The organism is Pantoea sp. E2023-21, from assembly GCF_051302795.1.
GTDB lineage: Bacteria > Pseudomonadota > Gammaproteobacteria > Enterobacterales > Enterobacteriaceae > Pantoea > Pantoea ludwigii_A.
This window is the reverse complement of the sequence record NZ_CP195344.1, coordinates 2255913-2274273: the sequence shown is the minus strand read 5'-3', so window position 1 is coordinate 2274273 and position 18361 is coordinate 2255913. Positions and strand designations below refer to the sequence as shown.

Annotated in this window: 19 protein-coding genes; 17 read left to right on the top strand and 2 right to left on the bottom strand. The window is 52.9% G+C overall.

Annotated features, from left to right (window positions below; translation table 11 throughout):
* Window positions 1–7 precede the first annotated feature (7 nt).
* From cysN to ACRQ84_RS10685, 13 genes are all read left to right on the top strand, one after another.
* On the top strand, window positions 8–1435 hold the full coding sequence (gene cysN / locus ACRQ84_RS10745; RefSeq protein ID WP_483816023.1) for a sulfate adenylyltransferase subunit CysN: 1428 nt from the start codon (window positions 8–10) through the stop codon (window positions 1433–1435).
* Window positions 1435–2040, top strand: a complete 606-nt coding sequence (gene cysC, locus ACRQ84_RS10740; RefSeq protein ID WP_064738013.1) for an adenylyl-sulfate kinase — start codon at window positions 1435–1437, stop codon at window positions 2038–2040. Before cysN ends, cysC begins: the two co-directional genes overlap by 1 nt.
* A 55-nt stretch (window positions 2041–2095) precedes the next feature.
* Window positions 2096–2416, top strand: a complete 321-nt coding sequence (locus ACRQ84_RS10735; RefSeq protein ID WP_008104547.1) for a DUF3561 family protein — start codon at window positions 2096–2098, stop codon at window positions 2414–2416.
* 171 nt (window positions 2417–2587) lie between these two features.
* Entirely contained in the window at window positions 2588–2905 is a 318-nt protein-coding gene (gene ftsB / locus ACRQ84_RS10730; protein ID WP_007893240.1) for a cell division protein FtsB, read from the top strand.
* Window positions 2906–2908: 3 nt separating this feature from the next.
* Window positions 2909–3625, top strand: a complete 717-nt coding sequence (ispD, locus tag ACRQ84_RS10725; protein WP_483816022.1) for a 2-C-methyl-D-erythritol 4-phosphate cytidylyltransferase — start codon at window positions 2909–2911, stop codon at window positions 3623–3625.
* On the top strand, window positions 3625–4107 hold the full coding sequence (gene ispF / locus ACRQ84_RS10720; RefSeq protein ID WP_064738119.1) for a 2-C-methyl-D-erythritol 2,4-cyclodiphosphate synthase: 483 nt from the start codon (window positions 3625–3627) through the stop codon (window positions 4105–4107). Before ispD ends, ispF begins: the two co-directional genes overlap by 1 nt.
* The gene (gene truD, locus ACRQ84_RS10715) at window positions 4104–5147 is read left to right on the top strand and encodes a tRNA pseudouridine(13) synthase TruD (protein ID WP_483816021.1); all 1044 of its coding nucleotides are present in this window, start codon (window positions 4104–4106) and stop codon (window positions 5145–5147) included. Before ispF ends, truD begins: the two co-directional genes overlap by 4 nt.
* The gene (surE, locus tag ACRQ84_RS10710; protein WP_483816020.1) at window positions 5128–5889 is read left to right on the top strand and encodes a 5'/3'-nucleotidase SurE; all 762 of its coding nucleotides are present in this window, start codon (window positions 5128–5130) and stop codon (window positions 5887–5889) included. The genes truD and surE overlap by 20 nt, the downstream gene beginning before the upstream one ends.
* Window positions 5883–6509: a protein-L-isoaspartate(D-aspartate) O-methyltransferase gene (locus tag ACRQ84_RS10705; protein ID WP_064738009.1), complete on the top strand. Its 627-nt coding sequence runs from the start codon at window positions 5883–5885 to the stop codon at window positions 6507–6509. Before surE ends, ACRQ84_RS10705 begins: the two co-directional genes overlap by 7 nt.
* A 166-nt stretch (window positions 6510–6675) precedes the next feature.
* Window positions 6676–7797: a murein hydrolase activator NlpD gene (gene nlpD, locus ACRQ84_RS10700; protein WP_196762307.1), complete on the top strand. Its 1122-nt coding sequence runs from the start codon at window positions 6676–6678 to the stop codon at window positions 7795–7797.
* A gap of 48 nt (window positions 7798–7845) precedes the next feature.
* Window positions 7846–8844, top strand: coding sequence for an RNA polymerase sigma factor RpoS (gene rpoS / locus ACRQ84_RS10695; protein WP_007893257.1), 999 nt, complete (start codon window positions 7846–7848; stop codon window positions 8842–8844).
* Window positions 8845–9215: 371 nt separating this feature from the next.
* Window positions 9216–10523 (top strand): MFS transporter, encoded by a 1308-nt coding sequence (locus ACRQ84_RS10690; protein WP_483816019.1) that lies wholly within the window; start codon window positions 9216–9218, stop codon window positions 10521–10523.
* A 26-nt stretch (window positions 10524–10549) separates the two neighbouring features.
* A complete protein-coding gene (locus ACRQ84_RS10685; RefSeq protein ID WP_483816018.1) occupies window positions 10550–11296 on the top strand; it encodes a GolD/DthD family dehydrogenase in 747 nt (248 codons plus the stop codon).
* 110 nt (window positions 11297–11406) lie between these two features.
* Here the strand turns inward: ACRQ84_RS10685 and mutS are convergent, their stop codons facing one another.
* On the bottom strand, window positions 11407–13950 hold the full coding sequence (gene mutS, locus ACRQ84_RS10680; protein WP_483816017.1) for a DNA mismatch repair protein MutS: 2544 nt from the start codon (window positions 13948–13950) through the stop codon (window positions 11407–11409).
* Window positions 13951–14315: 365 nt separating this feature from the next.
* Here mutS and mltB point away from each other — a divergent pair, with 365 nt between their 5' ends.
* Both mltB and ACRQ84_RS10670 read left to right on the top strand, forming a co-directional pair.
* Window positions 14316–15398 (top strand): lytic murein transglycosylase B, encoded by a 1083-nt coding sequence (mltB, locus tag ACRQ84_RS10675; RefSeq protein WP_483816016.1) that lies wholly within the window; start codon window positions 14316–14318, stop codon window positions 15396–15398.
* Between the two features lie 85 nt (window positions 15399–15483).
* A complete protein-coding gene (locus ACRQ84_RS10670; protein WP_064738003.1) occupies window positions 15484–15819 on the top strand; it encodes a zinc ribbon domain-containing protein YjdM in 336 nt (111 codons plus the stop codon).
* Window positions 15820–15851: 32 nt separating this feature from the next.
* Here the strand turns inward: ACRQ84_RS10670 and ACRQ84_RS10665 are convergent, their stop codons facing one another.
* On the bottom strand, window positions 15852–16739 hold the full coding sequence (locus tag ACRQ84_RS10665) for a dihydrodipicolinate synthase family protein (protein ID WP_483816015.1): 888 nt from the start codon (window positions 16737–16739) through the stop codon (window positions 15852–15854).
* 167 nt (window positions 16740–16906) lie between these two features.
* Here ACRQ84_RS10665 and tam point away from each other — a divergent pair, with 167 nt between their 5' ends.
* Both tam and pncC read left to right on the top strand, forming a co-directional pair.
* Window positions 16907–17683 (top strand): trans-aconitate 2-methyltransferase, encoded by a 777-nt coding sequence (tam, locus tag ACRQ84_RS10660; RefSeq protein ID WP_064738001.1) that lies wholly within the window; start codon window positions 16907–16909, stop codon window positions 17681–17683.
* 102 nt (window positions 17684–17785) lie between these two features.
* Window positions 17786–18280 (top strand): nicotinamide-nucleotide amidase, encoded by a 495-nt coding sequence (gene pncC / locus ACRQ84_RS10655; RefSeq protein WP_064738000.1) that lies wholly within the window; start codon window positions 17786–17788, stop codon window positions 18278–18280.
* Window positions 18281–18361: the final 81 nt, after the last annotated feature.

Genomic DNA, 18361 nt, shown 5'->3' with positions numbered 1-18361 from the left:
GACGCAGATGAATACCGTTATTGCACAACAGATTGCCGATCAGGGCGGCGTAGAAGCCTGGCTGACCGCGCAACAACATAAAAGCCTGCTGCGTTTCCTCACCTGCGGTAGCGTCGACGACGGCAAAAGTACGCTGATTGGTCGCTTGCTGCACGACACGCGTCAAATTTATGAAGACCAGCTTTCATCGCTGCACAATGACAGCAAACGTCACGGCACGCAGGGCGAAAAGCTCGATCTGGCATTGCTGGTAGATGGCTTGCAGGCCGAGCGCGAGCAGGGCATCACCATCGATGTAGCGTATCGCTACTTCTCCACCGAGAAGCGCAAATTCATCATCGCCGATACGCCGGGACACGAGCAGTACACGCGCAACATGGCGACAGGTGCGTCCACTTGCGATTTAGCCATCCTGCTGATTGATGCGCGTAAAGGCGTGCTGGATCAAACGCGTCGGCACAGCTTTATCTCCACGCTGCTGGGCATCAAACATCTGGTGGTCGCCATCAACAAGATGGATCTGGTGGAGTACAAGCAAGAGACCTTCGAACAGATCAAACAGGATTACCTCGATTTCGCCGCGCAGCTGCCGGACGATCTCGATATTCGCTTTGTGCCGATGTCAGCGCTGGAAGGCGATAACGTGGCGACGCCAGGCGTGACTATGCCGTGGTACAGCGGTCCAACGCTGCTCGACGTGCTGGAAACCGTTGAACTGAACCGCGTGGTGGATCACCAGCCAATGCGTTTCCCGGTGCAGTATGTGAACCGTCCTAACCTCGATTTCCGCGGTTATGCCGGTACGCTGGCCTCGGGCGTGGTGAAAGTCGGCCAGCGTGTGAAAGTGCTGCCATCAGGCGTGGAATCGACCATCTCGCGCATCGTCACTTTTGATGGTGACTTACCAGAAGCGGGCGCCGGTGAAGCGATAACGCTGGTGCTAAATGATGAGATCGACATTAGCCGTGGCGATCTGCTGGTGGATGTTGAAGCCGATCTGCAGGCGGTGCAATCCGCCACCGTTGATGTGGTGTGGATGGCCGAACAGCCGCTGCAGCCGGGTCAAAGTTACGAAGTGAAGATTGCCGGGAAGAAAACCCGCGCGCGCGTTGAAAAAGTGATCCATCAGGTGGAGATCAACTCGCTGGAGAAGCGCACGGTGGACAGCCTGCCGCTTAACGGCATCGGCCTGGTCGAGCTGACCTTTGATGAGCCGATGGTACTGGACGCTTATCGCCAGAATCCGGTCACCGGCGGCATGATCTTTATCGATCGCCTGAGCAACGTGACGGTGGGGGCTGGCATGATCAATCAGCCACTTACTGATGTGCGTGCGCAAGCAGGCCAGTTCAGCGATTTCGAGCTGGAACTGAACGCGCTGGTGCGTCGCCACTTCCCACACTGGAACGCGCGCGATCTGCTGGGTGGCAAGTAATGGCGCAACACGATGAAAACGTGGTGTGGCACGATCATCCGGTAACACGTGAGGAGCGTGAACAGCGTCACGGCCATCAAGGCGTGGTGCTGTGGTTCACCGGGCTTTCCGGCTCGGGGAAATCCACCGTGGCCGGCGCGCTGGAGCAGGCGCTGCATCGTGCGGGTGTGAATACCTATCTGCTGGATGGCGACAACGTGCGTCACGGCCTGTGCCGTGACCTCGGCTTCAGTGATGACGATCGTAAAGAGAACATCCGTCGTGTCGGCGAAGTGGCGAAATTGATGGTCGATGCCGGTTTAGTGGTATTGACTGCCTTTATCTCGCCGCATCGCGTTGAACGCCAAATGGTGCGCGATCTGCTTAAATCGGGGCAGTTTATCGAAGTGTTTGTCGATACGCCGTTGGCGGTGTGCGAAGCGCGCGATCCCAAAGGTTTGTATAAAAAAGCCCGCGCCGGTGAGCTGCGTAATTTCACCGGCATCGACAGCGTGTATGAAGCGCCAGAAGCCCCTGAAATCCATCTTAATGGCGAACAATTGGTTACAAAACTGACCGGCCAATTGTTAGACCTACTGCGCCACCGCGATATCATCAAATCCTGAACCGACAGCGGCAAATCCCCCTGGATTTGCCGCGCTTAGCGTCAACAGGATCTCTATGCAGAACGTAACGCCAATGCTAGCCCGCAAAGATGAACGCACCCCGGATGAGCCTCGCTCATCATTGCCGGGCGGCGTGTTTGGCTTTCTCTCGTACTGGTGCGCGCTGGCGATTCCCTTCATGCTTTACGGCTCCAATACGCTGTTCTTCTTCCTCTACACTTGGCCGTTTTTTCTCGCGCTGTTGCCGGTTTCGGTGCTGATTGGCATTGTCCTGAGTCTGATGATCCGTACCCATTTGTTCTGGAGCGGCATCGCGACGGCGATGGTGGTGATATGTTTGTTCTGGCTACTGTTCTCCTTTCTCTCGGGTTGGTAACGCCCACCTGATGTGCAAACGCATCGGCTGGTTACAAAACTTTACCTGCCGTCTCGCGCCGCTCTCTGTCATTATTTGTACTGACAAACGCCCGTGCGCGGCATTTTCGCCGCCGCAGTGGAGTCCAGCGTCAAGTTATGGGATGATTGGGCCGTTTTTCAGGGGGCGGGGATGGGAAAACTGACGTTACTGCTACTCGTGCTGCTGGGATGGCTTCAATATTCCCTGTGGCTGGGTAAGAACGGTATACATGATTATACGCGCGTCAACGAAGACGTCGCGTCACAACAGGCGAATAACGCCAAGCTTAAAGCGCGTAACGATCAGCTTTTCGCCGAAATTGACGATCTCAATGGCGGCTCGGAAGCGATCGAGGAACGCGCACGCAATGAACTGGGCATGATTAAGCCCGGTGAGACCTTCTATCGTCTGGTGCCAGACCAGAATAAACGCAACGCGCAACAAGCTGCGCAAAATCAACAACGATAAGCCATGAACAAGCGCCCGATCCTTGCGGATGTGATTGCCGTGGTGCCCGCCGCAGGTGTGGGCAGCCGTATGCAGGCTGCCTGCCCAAAACAGTATCTGACCATTGGTCAATTCACCCTTCTTGAACACAGCGTTGCACGCCTGCTGGCACATCCTGCAGTAAAACAGGTGATCGTGCCGGTTAGCAATGACGATGGCTGGTTCGATTCCCTGCCGCTGGCGCAAGACTCCCGCATTCTCAGAGTGACGGGTGGCGACACGCGCGCCGAATCGGTGCTGGCCGGCTTGAACGCCATTCATCACAGCGAATGGGTGCTGGTGCATGACGCCGCACGTCCTTGCCTGCATCCCGATGATTTAGCGCGATTGCTGGCGGTACGTGAATACAGCAAGGTTGGCGGGATTTTAGCCGCGCCGGTGCGCGATACCATGAAGCGCGCCGAACCGGGCAAAACCGCTATTGCGCATACCGTGGATCGCGAAGATTTATGGCATGCGTTAACGCCGCAATTTTTCCCTCATCAACTGCTCACCGCTTGCCTGACCCGCGCACTTCACGAAGGCGCTACCATTACTGATGAAGCGTCAGCGCTGGAATATTGCGGTTATCATCCAGAGTTGGTGAGCGGGCGCAGCGACAATATAAAGGTGACGCGGCCAGAAGATCTGGCACTGGCGGCCTTCTTTCTTACCCAGATTCAGTTACAGGAGAGCGCATGATGCGTATCGGTCACGGTTTTGACGTTCACGCTTTTGGCGGCGAAGGTCCGTTAGTGATTGGTGGGGTGCGTATTCCCTTCGAACACGGTTTCGTCGCACATTCAGATGGCGATGTGGCGCTGCATGCATTGACCGATGCCTTGCTTGGTGCAGTGGCGATGGGGGATATCGGCAAGTTATTCCCGGATACCGACCCGGCCTTTAAAGGCGCCGACAGTCGCGGGTTGCTGCGCGAAGCCTGGCGACGTATTCAGTTGAAAGGCTATCGCATCGGGAATGTTGATGTGACCATCATTGCGCAGGCGCCGAAAATGTTGCCGCATGTGCCGCAGATGCGCGTCAATATTGCCGAAGATCTCGGCTGTCATATGGACGAGGTCAACGTTAAAGCCACAACGACCGAAAAGCTTGGCTTTACCGGTCGTGGCGAAGGCATTGCCTGTGAAGCGGTGGCGCTGCTGCTGAAGGTCGATGCGGCATGAGTGAGCTGCATTACCTGCATGGCGTGCCCACAGCCACTGGCGTGATCAAAGCCAATCCCGAAGATTTCGTGGTGATTGAAGATCTCGGCTATCCCTATGATGGTGAGGGCGAGCAACTGTTGGTGCGCATCCGCAAAATTGGCTGCAACACGCGCTTTGTTGCCGAAGCCATCGCCAAATTTCTCAAAGTGCCGGTGCGCGATCTCAGCTATGCTGGCATGAAAGATCGTCATGCGGTCACCGAGCAAACGCTCTGTTTCCGCGTGCCGGGCAATGGCATGCCGAATCTGGCCGGATTTCAGCTAGAAGGCGTTGAAATCCTGCAGGTGATTCGTCATAAGCGCAAACTGCGTACCGGGGCGCTGGCGGGCAATGCGTTCCGCTTAGTCGTGCGTCAGATTTCCGATCGCAGCGAAGTCGACGCGCGTTTGCAGCAGATTCAACAGCGCGGCGTGCCGAACTACTTTGGTGAGCAGCGCTTTGGTCGCGGCGGCAACAACCTGACGCAGGCGAAACAGTGGGCGAAAGAGACATTCCGTCCGCGCGATCGCAATATGAAAGGTTTGTTGTTGTCGGCTACCCGCAGTTATCTGTTTAATCAGGTTACCAGCGCCCGTTTGCAGCGCGATAGTGCACTGGATGTGGTGCAGGTGGGCGATGCGGTGCAGCTGGCGGGACGCGGCAGTTGGTTCGTAGCACAAGCTGAAGAGTTGCCTGATGTGCAGCAGCGCGTCGATAGTCATCAACTGCGCATCACTGCGCCGCTGCCCGGTCGCGGTGAACCCGGACCGCAAGGCGACGCGCTGCTTTTTGAGCAGCAGAGCCTGGCAGGCGCAGAAGAATTGATTACACTGCTTGAGCGCGAGCGCGTTGATGCCGCTCGGCGCGCGATGCTGGTTGTGCCAAAGGATCTGCGCTGGGAGTGGTGGGATGAGGTAACGCTGGAGATGCAGTTCTGGCTGCCCGCCGGCAGTTTTGCCACCAGCGTGGTGCGTGAGCTTCTCCAACAAGAAGGTAACGATGCGGATATTGCTGAGTAACGATGACGGAATCCATGCGCCGGGTATTCAGACGCTGGCGCGTGCTTTACGTGAGTTTGCCGAGGTGCAGGTGGTCGCGCCCGATCGTAATCGTAGCGGCGCATCTAACTCGCTAACCCTGGAGACGCCGCTGCGTACCTTTACGCATGAAAATGGCGACATCGCGGTGCAAATGGGCACGCCAACCGACTGCGTGTTCCTTGGCGTCAATAAGTTGATGCAACCGCGCCCTGACATCGTGGTGTCCGGTATCAACGCCGGGCCAAACCTTGGCGATGATGTGATCTACTCGGGTACGGTCGCTGCGGCGATGGAAGGACGTCATCTTGGACTGCCCGCGCTCGCCGTTTCACTCAATGGACATCAGCATTACGATACCGCTGCCGCTGTTACCTGCACGCTGCTGCGTGCCCTATCACGTGCCCCGCTGCGCACTGGCCGCATTCTCAATATCAACGTCCCTGACTTGCCGTTAGCGGAAATAAAAGGTTTTCGCGTTACGCGTTGCGGCAGCCGTCATCCCGCTGATCAGGTCATATGCACCGAGGATCCACGCGGGCAGCCGCTCTACTGGATTGGTCCGCCGGGCCTCAAACTGGATGCAGGCCCAGATACCGATTTCGCCGCCGTTGATGCGGGTTATGTCTCTCTCACCGCGCTGCATGTCGATTTGACAGCACATGCGGCACAAGAGGTGTTAAGTGACTGGCTGGTCCAGGCTGAGGTGAAGCTGGCATGGTGAATCGCCGCATCGAAACGCTATTGGATCAGTTGCGCGCGCAGGGCATTCATGATGAACACCTGCTGAAAGCCATTGCCGATGTGCCGCGTGAGCGTTTTATCGATGAGGCTTTCGAGCACAAAGCATGGGAAAACGTCGCGCTGCCGATTGGCATGGGCCAGACCATTTCACAGCCCTACATGGTGGCGCGCATGACCGCCTTGTTGGAGCTCACGCCCGAATCACGCGTGCTGGAAATCGGCACGGGTTCTGGTTATCAGACCGCCATTCTGGCGCATCTGGTCAATCATGTTTACTCCGTAGAACGTATCAAAGGTTTGCAGTGGCAAGCCAAACGCCGCCTTAAGCAACTCGATCTGCACAATATATCAACCCGTCATGGCGATGGCTGGCAGGGCTGGGCGACGCGCGGCCCGTTTGATGCCATCATCGTGACCGCCGCACCACCTGAAATTCCGACTTTGCTGATAGCGCAATTAGGCGAGGGCGGCAAAATGGTGCTGCCGGTTGGCGAGGATCAACAGGTGTTGAAGCGTTTGCGTCGTCAGGGGGGTGAATTGATTGAAGAAATCATCGAGCCCGTACGCTTTGTGCCGTTGGTTCAGGGTGATCTGGCCTGAACCGTCCTTACGCAATTCTTCACAACTGTTACATGGCACGGCACAGTTGATATTGTTACTATCCTTGTTTATCAATGCTAAAAACCGTTTTTAACGTTACGCGCAGTGGATAATGCGGTTAACGCCGTTACACATTTATATTCAGGGTTGCCATCACGGGGGATCAGTGAGCATGGGAAGCACAGCATTTCAATTACGCCGTTTGGCGGCACTTTCTTTGGTAGGTTTTTGGCTGGCGGGCTGTAGTTCTGGCGACAATACCCAGGCACCCATTAGCCAGATTGGTAGTAATAACGGCGATAGCGGTATGGCTTCAGCCCCGAGCGGCGGCATGATCTCTGCGCAAAACAGCGCTGTGCCTGCGATGCCGCGTGGCGGAATGTTAAGCAGCAGCACTCCATCTACACAGCCCTCCTCTGGAATGGTTAGTGATAATAATAATGTGGCCACCGAAAATGGCCGTATTGTGTACAATCGCAACTATGGGAATATTCCGAAAGGTAGCTACGGTGGCGAAACTTATACCGTAAAACGTGGCGATACCTTGTTCTATATTGCCTGGATTACCGGCAACGATTTCCGTGATTTGGCGCAGCGCAATAATATCGCCGCCCCGTACGGCTTGAATGCCGGGCAAACGCTGCAGGTTGGCAATGGTAACGGCCAAACGATTACCGGTGGAAACGCGATAACCGTAGCGGATGCCACGCAGGGCGGCGTACCTGTTACACCGAGTCAGACGCAAATTAAATCGACCCCTGTTGCACAGCAACCTGTTATTACGTATTCTGATGATTCGGGTAATTCGTCGGGAAGCAAATTGCTGCCGTCGAAAGGAGCAAATAATGTGGCAACGACCACAGCTCCGGTTGTCGCACCGCCTACAGTCAGCAGCACGACAAATAGCACAACCCCAGTGGGAAGCTGGCGTTGGCCGACTGATGGGAAGATCATCGATAACTTCTCCGCTGCGGAAGGCGGAAACAAAGGTGTCGATATCGCCGGTTCGCGTGGACAACCTGTTGTCGCCACAGCTTCGGGAAGAGTGGTGTACGCAGGCAACGCGCTCCGTGGGTACGGTAATTTAATCATCATCAAACACAATGATGACTACCTGAGCGCCTACGCCCACAACGACTCTATGCTGGTCCGGGAACAACAGGAAGTTAAGGCGGGGCAAAAAATCGCTACCATGGGTAGCACCGGTACCAGTTCAGTACGATTGCACTTTGAAATTCGTTACAAGGGGAAATCCGTAAACCCGTTGCGTTATTTACCGCAGCGATAATCCGGCAGAACCTTGGTTCTGCCCTTGGATCACGGGTAGGAGCCGCTAATGAACCAGAATACGCTGAAAGTTAACGATTTACATGAAGATGCGGAATTCGAGGAAAACAACGGAGCTGAGGTTTTTGATGAGAAGGCTCTCGTTGAGAACGAACCTGGTGATAACAACGACGTAGCGGAAGAAGAGCTGTTGTCACAGGGTGCGACGCAACGCGTTTTGGATGCGACGCAGCTTTACCTCGGAGAGATTGGTTATTCACCACTGCTGACGGCAGAAGAAGAAGTCTTCTTTGCGCGCCGTGCACTGCGGGGTGACATTCCTTCTCGCCGCCGCATGATTGAAAGTAACTTACGTTTGGTAGTAAAGATTGCCCGTCGTTATAGCAATCGTGGTCTGGCACTGCTGGATCTGATTGAAGAGGGTAATCTCGGCTTGATTCGCGCCGTAGAGAAGTTTGACCCAGAACGTGGGTTCCGTTTCTCAACTTACGCCACGTGGTGGATTCGTCAGACAATTGAACGGGCGATCATGAATCAAACCCGTACTATCCGTCTGCCGATTCACATCGTTAAAGAGTTGAATGTTTACCTGCGTACCGCGCGTGAACTTTCGCACAAGCTTGACCATGAGCCTAGTGCTGAAGAGATTGCCGAGCAGCTAGACAAGCCTGTTGATGACGTGAGCCGTATGCTGCGTCTCAATGAGCGCATTACCTCGGTCGATACACCTTTGGGTGGTGATTCCGAAAAAGCGCTGCTGGATATCCTGGCCGATGAGAAAGACAACGGTCCGGAAGACACCACGCAAGACGATGATATGAAACAAAGCATCGTTAAGTGGTTGTTTGAATTGAATGCCAAGCAGCGTGAAGTGTTAGCACGTCGTTTCGGCCTGTTAGGCTATGAAGCGGCAACGCTGGAAGATGTAGGCCGTGAAATCGGGTTGACCCGTGAACGCGTACGTCAGATCCAGGTGGAAGGACTGCGTCGTCTGCGTGAGATTCTGCAGACTCAAGGTTTGAACATCGAAGCACTGTTTCGCGAGTAACAGAATACGTTGGTAATAAATAAAAGCGGTGGTGAAAACCACCGCTTTTTTATTGGGTAAAAATAAAGTCTAAGAATCTTTGATGTCAACAATAATGCGTTCGTAAAGCTAAGTCTTAGATTCTATTCTATAGCGATAAACCTAAAATAACGCCAATGGATATTAGTGAATCAGCTAATAAATGGTTTGTTTATTTTTGTTCTCATTTAATAAAATGTAATGCTGCGCATGACTTTCTTTGTAATATTGCCTTAGTTCCATCCCCTATGTCATTCGGATAGAAGTTTTACGCCTGATGCTATGCCATTTTCTTGTTCGCCGTATCACAGGTTATTCGGATAATGAAAAATTAAAAGGGAGTGGCTAAAACAATGAGTGTGCAAAGCAGCAGTGCAAATTCGCAATACTCCAGAGTGGTTTTCGGTATGCCAATATCCCTGCTGTGGGGATATATTGCAATGGCCATATTTATGACCGGCGATGGTATTGAACTCGCTCATCTCTCCCGATATCTTTATGATCTCGGTTATGGAGAAAAACAAGTTTCCTTAGTTTTTACTGTTTATGCATTAACTGCTGCTGTCTCAAGTTGGCTTTCTGGAGCAGTCAGTGAAATTTATGGCCCTAAGAAGATCATGCTTACCGGCGCTATTTGGTGGATTATTTTACATGCCATCTTCGTTTATTTTGGCGTGAGTGAAAATAACTTTGTCTGGATGCTGGTCAGTTATACGTTGCGTGGCTTCGCTTATCCGCTGTTCTTTTATGGGTTCTATGTATTAGTGGTGCAGCGCACGCCTGAACATCGACTCGCCTCCGCGAAAGGTTGGATTTGGTCGATGTTTACCATTGGTTATGGCATCACTGCTTCCTTCCTTTCTGGTCTTCTGGTACCTGAGATAGGCTTCATCAATACCTTATGGCTTTCACTGCTGTTCGCTGCGGTAGGTGGCGTGATTATATTCATTACGGTTAAAAATCAGAGTGAACATAATCTAAATAGTGAGGGCGTGAACCGCAAAGAGAAACTGCGCGAAATATCACGCGGAATAACGCTGATCTTTGAAGACCGAAGTATGTTCTTTGCATTGATAACACGCATATTGTGTAATGTGGCACTGTTTGGTTTGCCCGTATTCATGCCGATTTATTTCACTCGAGAATTAGGTTTTTCAACGAAAGAATGGGCCACTATCTGGGGCGTGTTTTTTCTGGTGCAACCGATAACCAATGTGCTTTGGGGAATAATCGGTGATCGTATTGGCTGGATTTTTCAAATGCGCTGGTTCGGTTTCTTTGGATGTACTATTACCACTGCGGCATTCTATTATTTACCTTCATTTTTCCCCGGCAATCTAGTATTAGCAATCGTCTGCGCGCTGTTATTAGCCTTAACACTTACTTCATTTGTGCCGATGGGTGCTATTTTTCCGATGCTGGCGCCGCAGCATAAAGGTGCTGCCGTTTCGGTGCAGAATTTGGGTGGCGGCTTCGGCAATCTTATTGGGCCGGCTGTTGCCGCATTAATGTTCGGTCTGTCATTTGAAATAGAGCATGTCATTATTACATTCTCACTGCTCTATTTTGCCGGCGGCGTGATGACGTTCTTTATCCGTAATCCCCAACCAAAAATTGAGCGTAAAGCGTCATTACATTCAGCAGCTAACAAATCCGAATAAATACCCTTCATCAAAAGGAGAGAAACATGACAACACCATTTTCACTGCAAAATAAGGTAGCGATAGTCACTGGTGCCGCATCAGGAATTGGTCACGCTATTGCCCGCTGTTTAAGTGCTGCGGGCGCGCAGGTGGCGATGATTGATCGTGCAGAAGAGGTTAAATCGGTTGCCAGCAAGATGGACAGCCCTTCGCAAGGTTACGTTTTCGATCTGGCTAACGTCGAGGCGCTTGGCGAGTTGGTAGAGCAAATTCACGATGATTTTGGCCAAATCGACATTCTGGTGAATAACGCTGGTATTGGCATGCTGGAACCTGTGGGCGAAGTGCAACTCTCAAGCTGGAATACCACGATGTTGATTAATATGACGGCACCATTCTTCCTTGCTCAACATTGTGCCCGCTTTATGAAGGCGCAAGGATTTGGCCGCCTTATCAACATATCCTCACAGGCTAGTGTCATTGCACTCAATGAGCACGCAGCATACTGCACCAGCAAATCAGGCATGGTTTCTTTCACGCGCGTGTTAGCAGCAGAGTTGGGGCCGTTTGGCATTACCGCTAATGCTGTTTCACCCACGGTGGTTGAAACAGAGTTGGGTAAGCGTTACTGGCATGGTGAGCGTGCCGAACAGATGAAGTTAAAAATACCTTCGCGGCGCTTTGCCACGCCTGACGAAGTTGCGAGCACGGTGCTTTATCTCAGCAGCAACGAAGCGGCAATGGTCAATGGTGAGAACTTAGTGCTTGATGGAGGTTATAGCGTAATTTAAGTCAGGGCCCTTTCATTGCGATCAGGCCACTGATTTTGCTCAATACCAGAGAAATGTAAGTTAGCAAAAAAATGACCCGCACAGAACTTGGCTTCTGTGCGGGCGATTAACTAAACCAAGGTTTTCAAGCGATAAATCCATTCCAGCGCTTGCTTAGGCGTTAGGCTATCGGGATCCAATGCCTCAAGAGCATCTAACGCCGGTGAGGTTTCTGTCACCAGCAACTGCATTTGAGAACCTTCCACCGTGGAAGCGGCAGAACTGCCAGACAACGCTTCCAGCTCCTTTAGTTTATTACGCGCGCGTTTAATCACTTCCTTCGGCACGCCTGCCAATGCCGCTACGGCGAGACCATAGCTTTTGCTTGCGGCACCGTCCTGCACGCTGTGCATAAAGGCGATGGTGTCACCGTGTTCGACAGCATCCAGATGCACATTCACTACGCCTTCCATTTTTTCCGGTAGCGTGGTCAGTTCGAAATAGTGGGTGGCGAACAGCGTCATGGCCTTAATGCGATTCGCCAGACTTTCGGCGCAGGCCCATGCCAGCGACAAACCATCGTAAGTTGAGGTGCCACGCCCGATTTCATCCATCAGTACCAGACTATTTTCGGTAGCGTTATGCAGAATGTTGGCGGTTTCCGTCATCTCAACCATAAAGGTTGAGCGTCCGGAAGCCAAGTCATCGGCAGCACCGACGCGCGTGAAGATACGATCGATGGGACCGATGACTGTCTCTTCTGCTGGCACATAGCTACCAATCCACGCCATCAGTGCAATCAATGCAGTCTGGCGCATGTAGGTACTTTTACCGCCCATATTGGGGCCGGTAATGATCAGCATCCGGCGCTGCGGTGAGAGTGAAAGCGGGTTAGCGATAAAAGGCTCTTTCAGAACCTGTTCAACCACTGGATGGCGGCCAGCGGTGATGCGGATGCCTGCTTTTTCTTGCAGCACCGGGCGGCAATAGTTAAGTGTCCAGGCGCGTTCGGCCAGGTTCGCTAACACGTCCAGTTCAGAGAGGGCAGCTGCACTGATTTGCAACGCTTCGAGATGCGGCAATAAGCGATCGAACAACTCATCGTAGAGACCCTTCTCCAGCGCCAGCGCTTTGCCTTTAGACGTCAGAACCTTGTCTTCATACTCTTTCAGTTCAGGAATGATATAGCGTTCAGCATTCTTCAGCGTCTGGCGGCGAACATAATGAATCGGCACCTGATGGCTTTGACCACGACTCACCTGAATGTAATAGCCGTGAATCGCATTGAAACCGACTTTTAGCGTGTCTAGTCCAAGTTTTTCACGCTCACGAATCTCCAGACGATCAAGATAATCGGTAGCGCCATCGGCCAGCGCACGCCATTCATCAAGTTCGGCGTTGTATCCCGGAGCAATCACACCACCGTCGCGTACCAGCACCGGCGGTGATTCAATGATCGCTTGTTCCAGCAACTCACGCAGTTCGGTGAATTCGCCCATCTGAGAGCGCAGATGGATTAATTGGGTCGCTTCTACACCTTCCAGCAGCTGGTTTAACTCTGGCAGTTGCTGGAATGCATGACGCATACGAGCCAAATCGCGTGGACGCGCGGTGCGTAAGGCCAGGCGCGCCAGAATGCGTTCCAGATCGCCTACCTGCCGCAGCACTGGCTGCAACTCCTGGCTGAGCGATTGCAGCTCAGCGATAGATTCCTGGCGACGTGCAATGGCAGTGACATCGCGCAGCGGCATATGCAGCCAGCGTTTCAGCATACGGCTACCCATCGGCGTGACGGTTTTATCCAGTATCGCCGCCAGCGTGTTCTCAATGCCGCCGGCCAGGTTTTGCGTAATTTCCAGGTTGCGGCGCGTAGCCGCATCCATAATCACGCTATCCTGCTGACGTTCCATACTCAGCGAGCGAATATGGGGCAGCGAGGTGCGTTGTGTGTCTTTGACATATTGCAGCAAGCACCCTGCAGCGCGTAGCGCCAGATGCGCCTGCTCGACGCCAAAACCACTTAAGTCGCGGGTGCCAAATTGCAGATTAAGCTGCTGACGCGCTGTATCAATTTCATATTCCCACAGCGGACGGCGGCGCAGGCCACGGCGTTGATCGATCAACGACATCGTCTGGAAATCTTCGGGATAGAGCAGTTCAGCAGGATTGGTGCGTTGCAGTTCTGCTGCCATCGTTTCCAGATCGGCGGGCTCACTCAGGCGGAAGCGACCAGAACTAATATCCAGCGTCGCATAACCAAAACCGCGCTGGCTTTGGAAAATGGCGGCGAGCAGATTATCCTGACGCTCTTGCAGCAACGCTTCGTCGCTGATGGTGCCGGGCGTAACAATACGCACCACTTTTCGCTCAACCGGGCCTTTGCTTAAAGCCGGGTCGCCAATCTGCTCACAGATCGCCACCGATTCGCCGAGTTGCACCAGTTTCGCCAGATAGCCTTCAACCGCATGGTAAGGTACGCCCGCCATCGGGATCGGTTCACCGGCAGAGGCGCCACGTTTAGTCAGCGAGATTTCCAGCAACTGCGAAGCGCGTTTTGCGTCATCGTAAAACAGCTCGTAGAAATCGCCCATGCGATAAAACAGCAGGATGTCAGGATGATCGGCCTTCAGGCGCAGGTACTGCTGCATCATGGGCGTATGGCCACTAAAGTCCATTTGCTCTGCTCCTTTCATCTCATTCTCACTCAACATTCATTCTTTTAATTACCTGAGGCTGGGTCAATACAGCCTGGAAGTGTCGTTATCGTGTGAACGGATAACGAAAGCCGGATGTTACCATTTTGCCATGTGGCCTTCATCCGCCAACGGGGCTTTATGGCTGCCGACCATAACAAATTGCCGCAAACGGTAAAAAGCAAAATTTAATGATAATGGTTAAGTGTGGAGCTGCTTCGCAAATTGGCGTTGTAAGCGACTGAAGCCAGCTGGAAAGGGCTAAATTTTAAGATATTGCTCTGTATGTCGCTGCAATGAACGATTACCATAAGTGCTTATGTTTTCACCTGGCTTATGGATATCCAATGCGTTTTAAGGTTGCTCTTCTTCCGCTTATTACTCTGCTTGCTGCCTGCAGCAGTAAGCCCGCATCCCATCAGCAGCCCGCCGTTGTGCCTGCACCTAAAGGTGGTTTTTTACTGGAGCCCTCGCACGCGGTTCAGCCGATGTTTGGCGATTTTGCCGGTAATCCTGCGGCTGAGCAGTTTATTGATCAAATGGTGGAAAAACATGGTTTTAACCGTGAACAGCTGCATGCGGTGATTGGCCAGGCAAAGCGTCTGGATTACGTGCTGCGCCTGATGGACCAGCAAGCGCCGAGCTATACGCCGCCAACCGGCCCGAACGGTGCGTGGATCCGCTATCGCAATAAGTTCATCACGCCGGATAACGTGCAGAATGGCGTGGCATTCTGGAATCAGTATCAGGATGCGCTGCAGCGTGCGCAGCAGGTTTATGGCGTGCCGCCGGAAATCATAGTGGGTATTATCGGCGTCGAAACGCGTTGGGGCCGGGTAATGGGCAAAACGCGCTTGCTGGATGCGCTGGCAACGTTGTCATTTAGCTATCCGCGTCGTGCAACCTATTTCAGTGGTGAACTAGAGACTTTCTTACTGATGGCGCGCACAGAACAAGACGATCCGCTGGACCTGCGCGGCTCCTTTGCCGGTGCGATGGGTTATGGGCAGTTCATGCCATCCTCCTATAAGCAATATGCGGTCGATTTTAACGGTGATGGTCATATCAACCTTTGGGATCCGGTTGATGCGATTGGCAGCGTAGCCAATTATTTCAAGGAACACGGCTGGCGCGCGGGTGAAAACGTTGCGGTGCCCGCCAGCGGTCAGGCTCCAGCGCTGGAAAATGGCTTCAAAACCAAGTATCCGGTTAGCACGTTAGCCGCGAGCGGTTTAACGCCACAGGGATCGCTGGACGGTAATACTCAGGTCAGTTTGCTGCGACTGGATCTTGGCACTAGCTATCAATATTGGTACGGTCTGCCGAACTTCTACGCGATCACCCGCTATAACCACAGCACGCACTATGCAATGGCAGTGTGGCAATTAGGTGAAGCCGTCGCTAAAGCACGTCAGGGCAGCCTCTTTTAATGCTGTCCATATAAAGTGTGAGGGTATAAGATGGCGCCCCTTTTGCGGTGCCATCTTCACCGCATCCTACTTCTGAGGAGCGCTAATGAGTACCTTACCTGCCTGTCCTGTGTGCCAGGCCGATTACACCTGGCAAGATGGCGACAATCTGAATTGCCCCTCTTGCGGTCATATCTGGACAGCAAGCGCCGATGATGCAGCGGACGGTTTAGTGGTACGTGATGCTAACGGCAATCTGTTAGTTGATGGCGATAGCGTTACCGTGGTCAAAGATCTTAAGGTTAAAGGCAGTTCCTCTCCGCTGAAAATGGGTACCAAAGTCAAAAGCATTCGCTTAGTCGAAGGCGATCACAACATTGATTGCAAGATTGATGGCTTTGGTCCGATGAAACTCAAATCTGAGTTCGTAAAAAAGAATTAATCACCGGACGGCTTAGCGCCGTCCTGTTTGTTTCAACTCAGCAAACGATCCACTTCCTCGCACTGTTCTGCTGTTAGCTCGCCACCATAATTGCGCGAGTAGCTGCTCATTGAGTCAAATCGGCGCGCAACAGCCGTTTTTATGGTGGTAACAAAATCATCGCCGATGGTGTAAATCGCCATTAATTGACCAATGCGTTGTTGAATCTCACTGAGTTGCGCTACATCGCCAGCCCGCCAGGCCTGCATCGCGCGCGCAAATAACTCAGGCACAATATTGTTCAAGCCTGAAATCACACCTGAACCGCCAGCCAGTAGATTGGGCAGTAGATATTCGTCATAGCCAGAAAGCACAGTGAAATCGCTGCGCACTTTTCTGGTTTCATCAATCATCGCGCGGTTGTGCGACAAACAATCCATGGTGTCTTTGATACCCATAAAATTGGGCAACTCCGCGGCCAGTTCTGCCACCAAGGCAGGCGTTAAATCACAGCCGGTACGCGCGGGAAAATTGTAGGCAAACCACTGACCACCCAGCTGTTTATCCAGCGTTTTGAAATAGCTCAGCAGCTGTTTCTGTGTCTGCCCGTAATAGTAGGGAGGCAGTAGCATTACCGCATCAAATCCATTCTGCCAGGCCGCGTCGGCCAGTTGCAGCATATCCGCAATGCAGGTGCTGGAGACGTTGGCCACCATGCTCAGTGGCGAGAGTTGGCGCGCCTCGCGAATCAACAGCAGCCGCTCCTGTTGAGTGAGCGATGCAAATTCGCCAATGCTGCCCATCAAAAGCAAGGTATCAATACCCGATTGGTTTAAACGCGAAAAATGGCGTCCAAGTGCATCAATATCCAGATTATTTGTGCTGTCGAAGGGCGTCACTGACGGACACCATACGCCGGGCAATGCGGGTTGTGCAGACATAACAGATTCCTTAGGTTGAAAAATGAAACATCGTTTTAACTTAATGGCATCTGCGCATCCTAACCAGCTAGCGAGGGCAAAAAGGTGAGATATCGCACTTTTCTCTTTCTATCAAGATGAGAAAAGCAGGTAGTGTTTAGCCCTTCAGCCCAGACAGGAGCTTTGCTATGCAAGACTGGAATCCACAGCTATATCGCCAATTCGAATCAGAGCGCACCCGCCCGGCGCGTGAGCTATTGGAGCGTATTCCGCACCATGATGTGCGCTTTGCCACTGATCTTGGCTGCGGGCCCGGCAACAGCACTGAGCTACTGGCACAGGCGTGGCCGGAGGCGCAGATAACCGGCATTGATAGCTCCGCTGCAATGTTAGAGCAGGCGCGCGAACGTCTTCCCAGCGGCCATTTTCAACAGGCCGATATTCGTCGCTGGCAGGCCGAACAGCCGCAGCAAGTCATCTATGCTAACGCCTCGCTGCAGTGGTTGACTGAACATCACACATTGCTACCGCATCTGGTTGATCAATTGGCCATCGGGGGCGCATTAGCGATTCAGATGCCCGATAATCTTGAAGAACCGTCGCACCGCTTAATGCGTGAAGTGGCAGCGACTGAAAAATGGCAGGCGCTAATTTCGTCACAGGCGGCGGATCGCAAACGTCTGCTGACCACCGATCACTATTACGATCTGTTGACCGATGCGGGTTGCCAGGTTGATATCTGGCGCACCACTTATTATCACCCAATGGCTGATGCGCAGGGCATCATTACCTGGTTGCGCGCCACCGGACTGCGTCCTTTCCTCGCCGGACTTGATGAAACGCAGCAAGCGGCATTTCTCCATGATTACCATCAGAAACTCATTCCGGCTTATCCCGCACGCAGCAATGGCCAGGTTTTGTTAGCGTTCCCGCGGCTGTTTATGGTTGCAGTGAAAACAGGTTGAGCTAACTGGAAGCCAGTACGCAGAAATGATGGCCAAAGGTTGAAAAGGGCTTTTCAGTGCACCATTTACTGCTAACGTGAAGCGCCACAACGGGAGAAGGCGATGAACGATGAACAGTTACAGCAGCTAAGTCGCCGCATTGGCGAACAGCTGAAGAAACAGCAGGCAACGGTGACCGCGGCAGAATCCTGCACCGGTGGCTGGATTGCGAAAGTATTTACCGATATCAGCGGAAGCTCTGCCTGGTTTGAGCGCGGTTTCGTGACTTACAGCAATGAAGCTAAGCAGCAGATGGTGGGCGTACAGGACACAACGCTGCAGCAGCATGGCGCCGTAAGTGAACAAACGGTGCGTGAGATGGCTACCGGTGCGGCTAAAGCTGCGGCGGCAGAATACGCTATCGCCGTAAGCGGTATTGCCGGTCCGGATGGTGGCACGCCCGATAAACCGGTGGGCACCGTGTGGTTTGCGATTGTAGGTCCGGAGGGGCGCGTATTAGCGCAGCGCCAGATTTTTTCTGGCGACCGGGACGCGGTGCGCCGTCAATCAGTGGCTTGGGCACTGCAAACGCTGCTTGATGAATTTCTGATAAATTAAACTTGATACTGTATGACCATACAGTATAATTAGCGGCAACAGAACGAGCGACATACTTGATGTCGACTCACCCAGCATGAT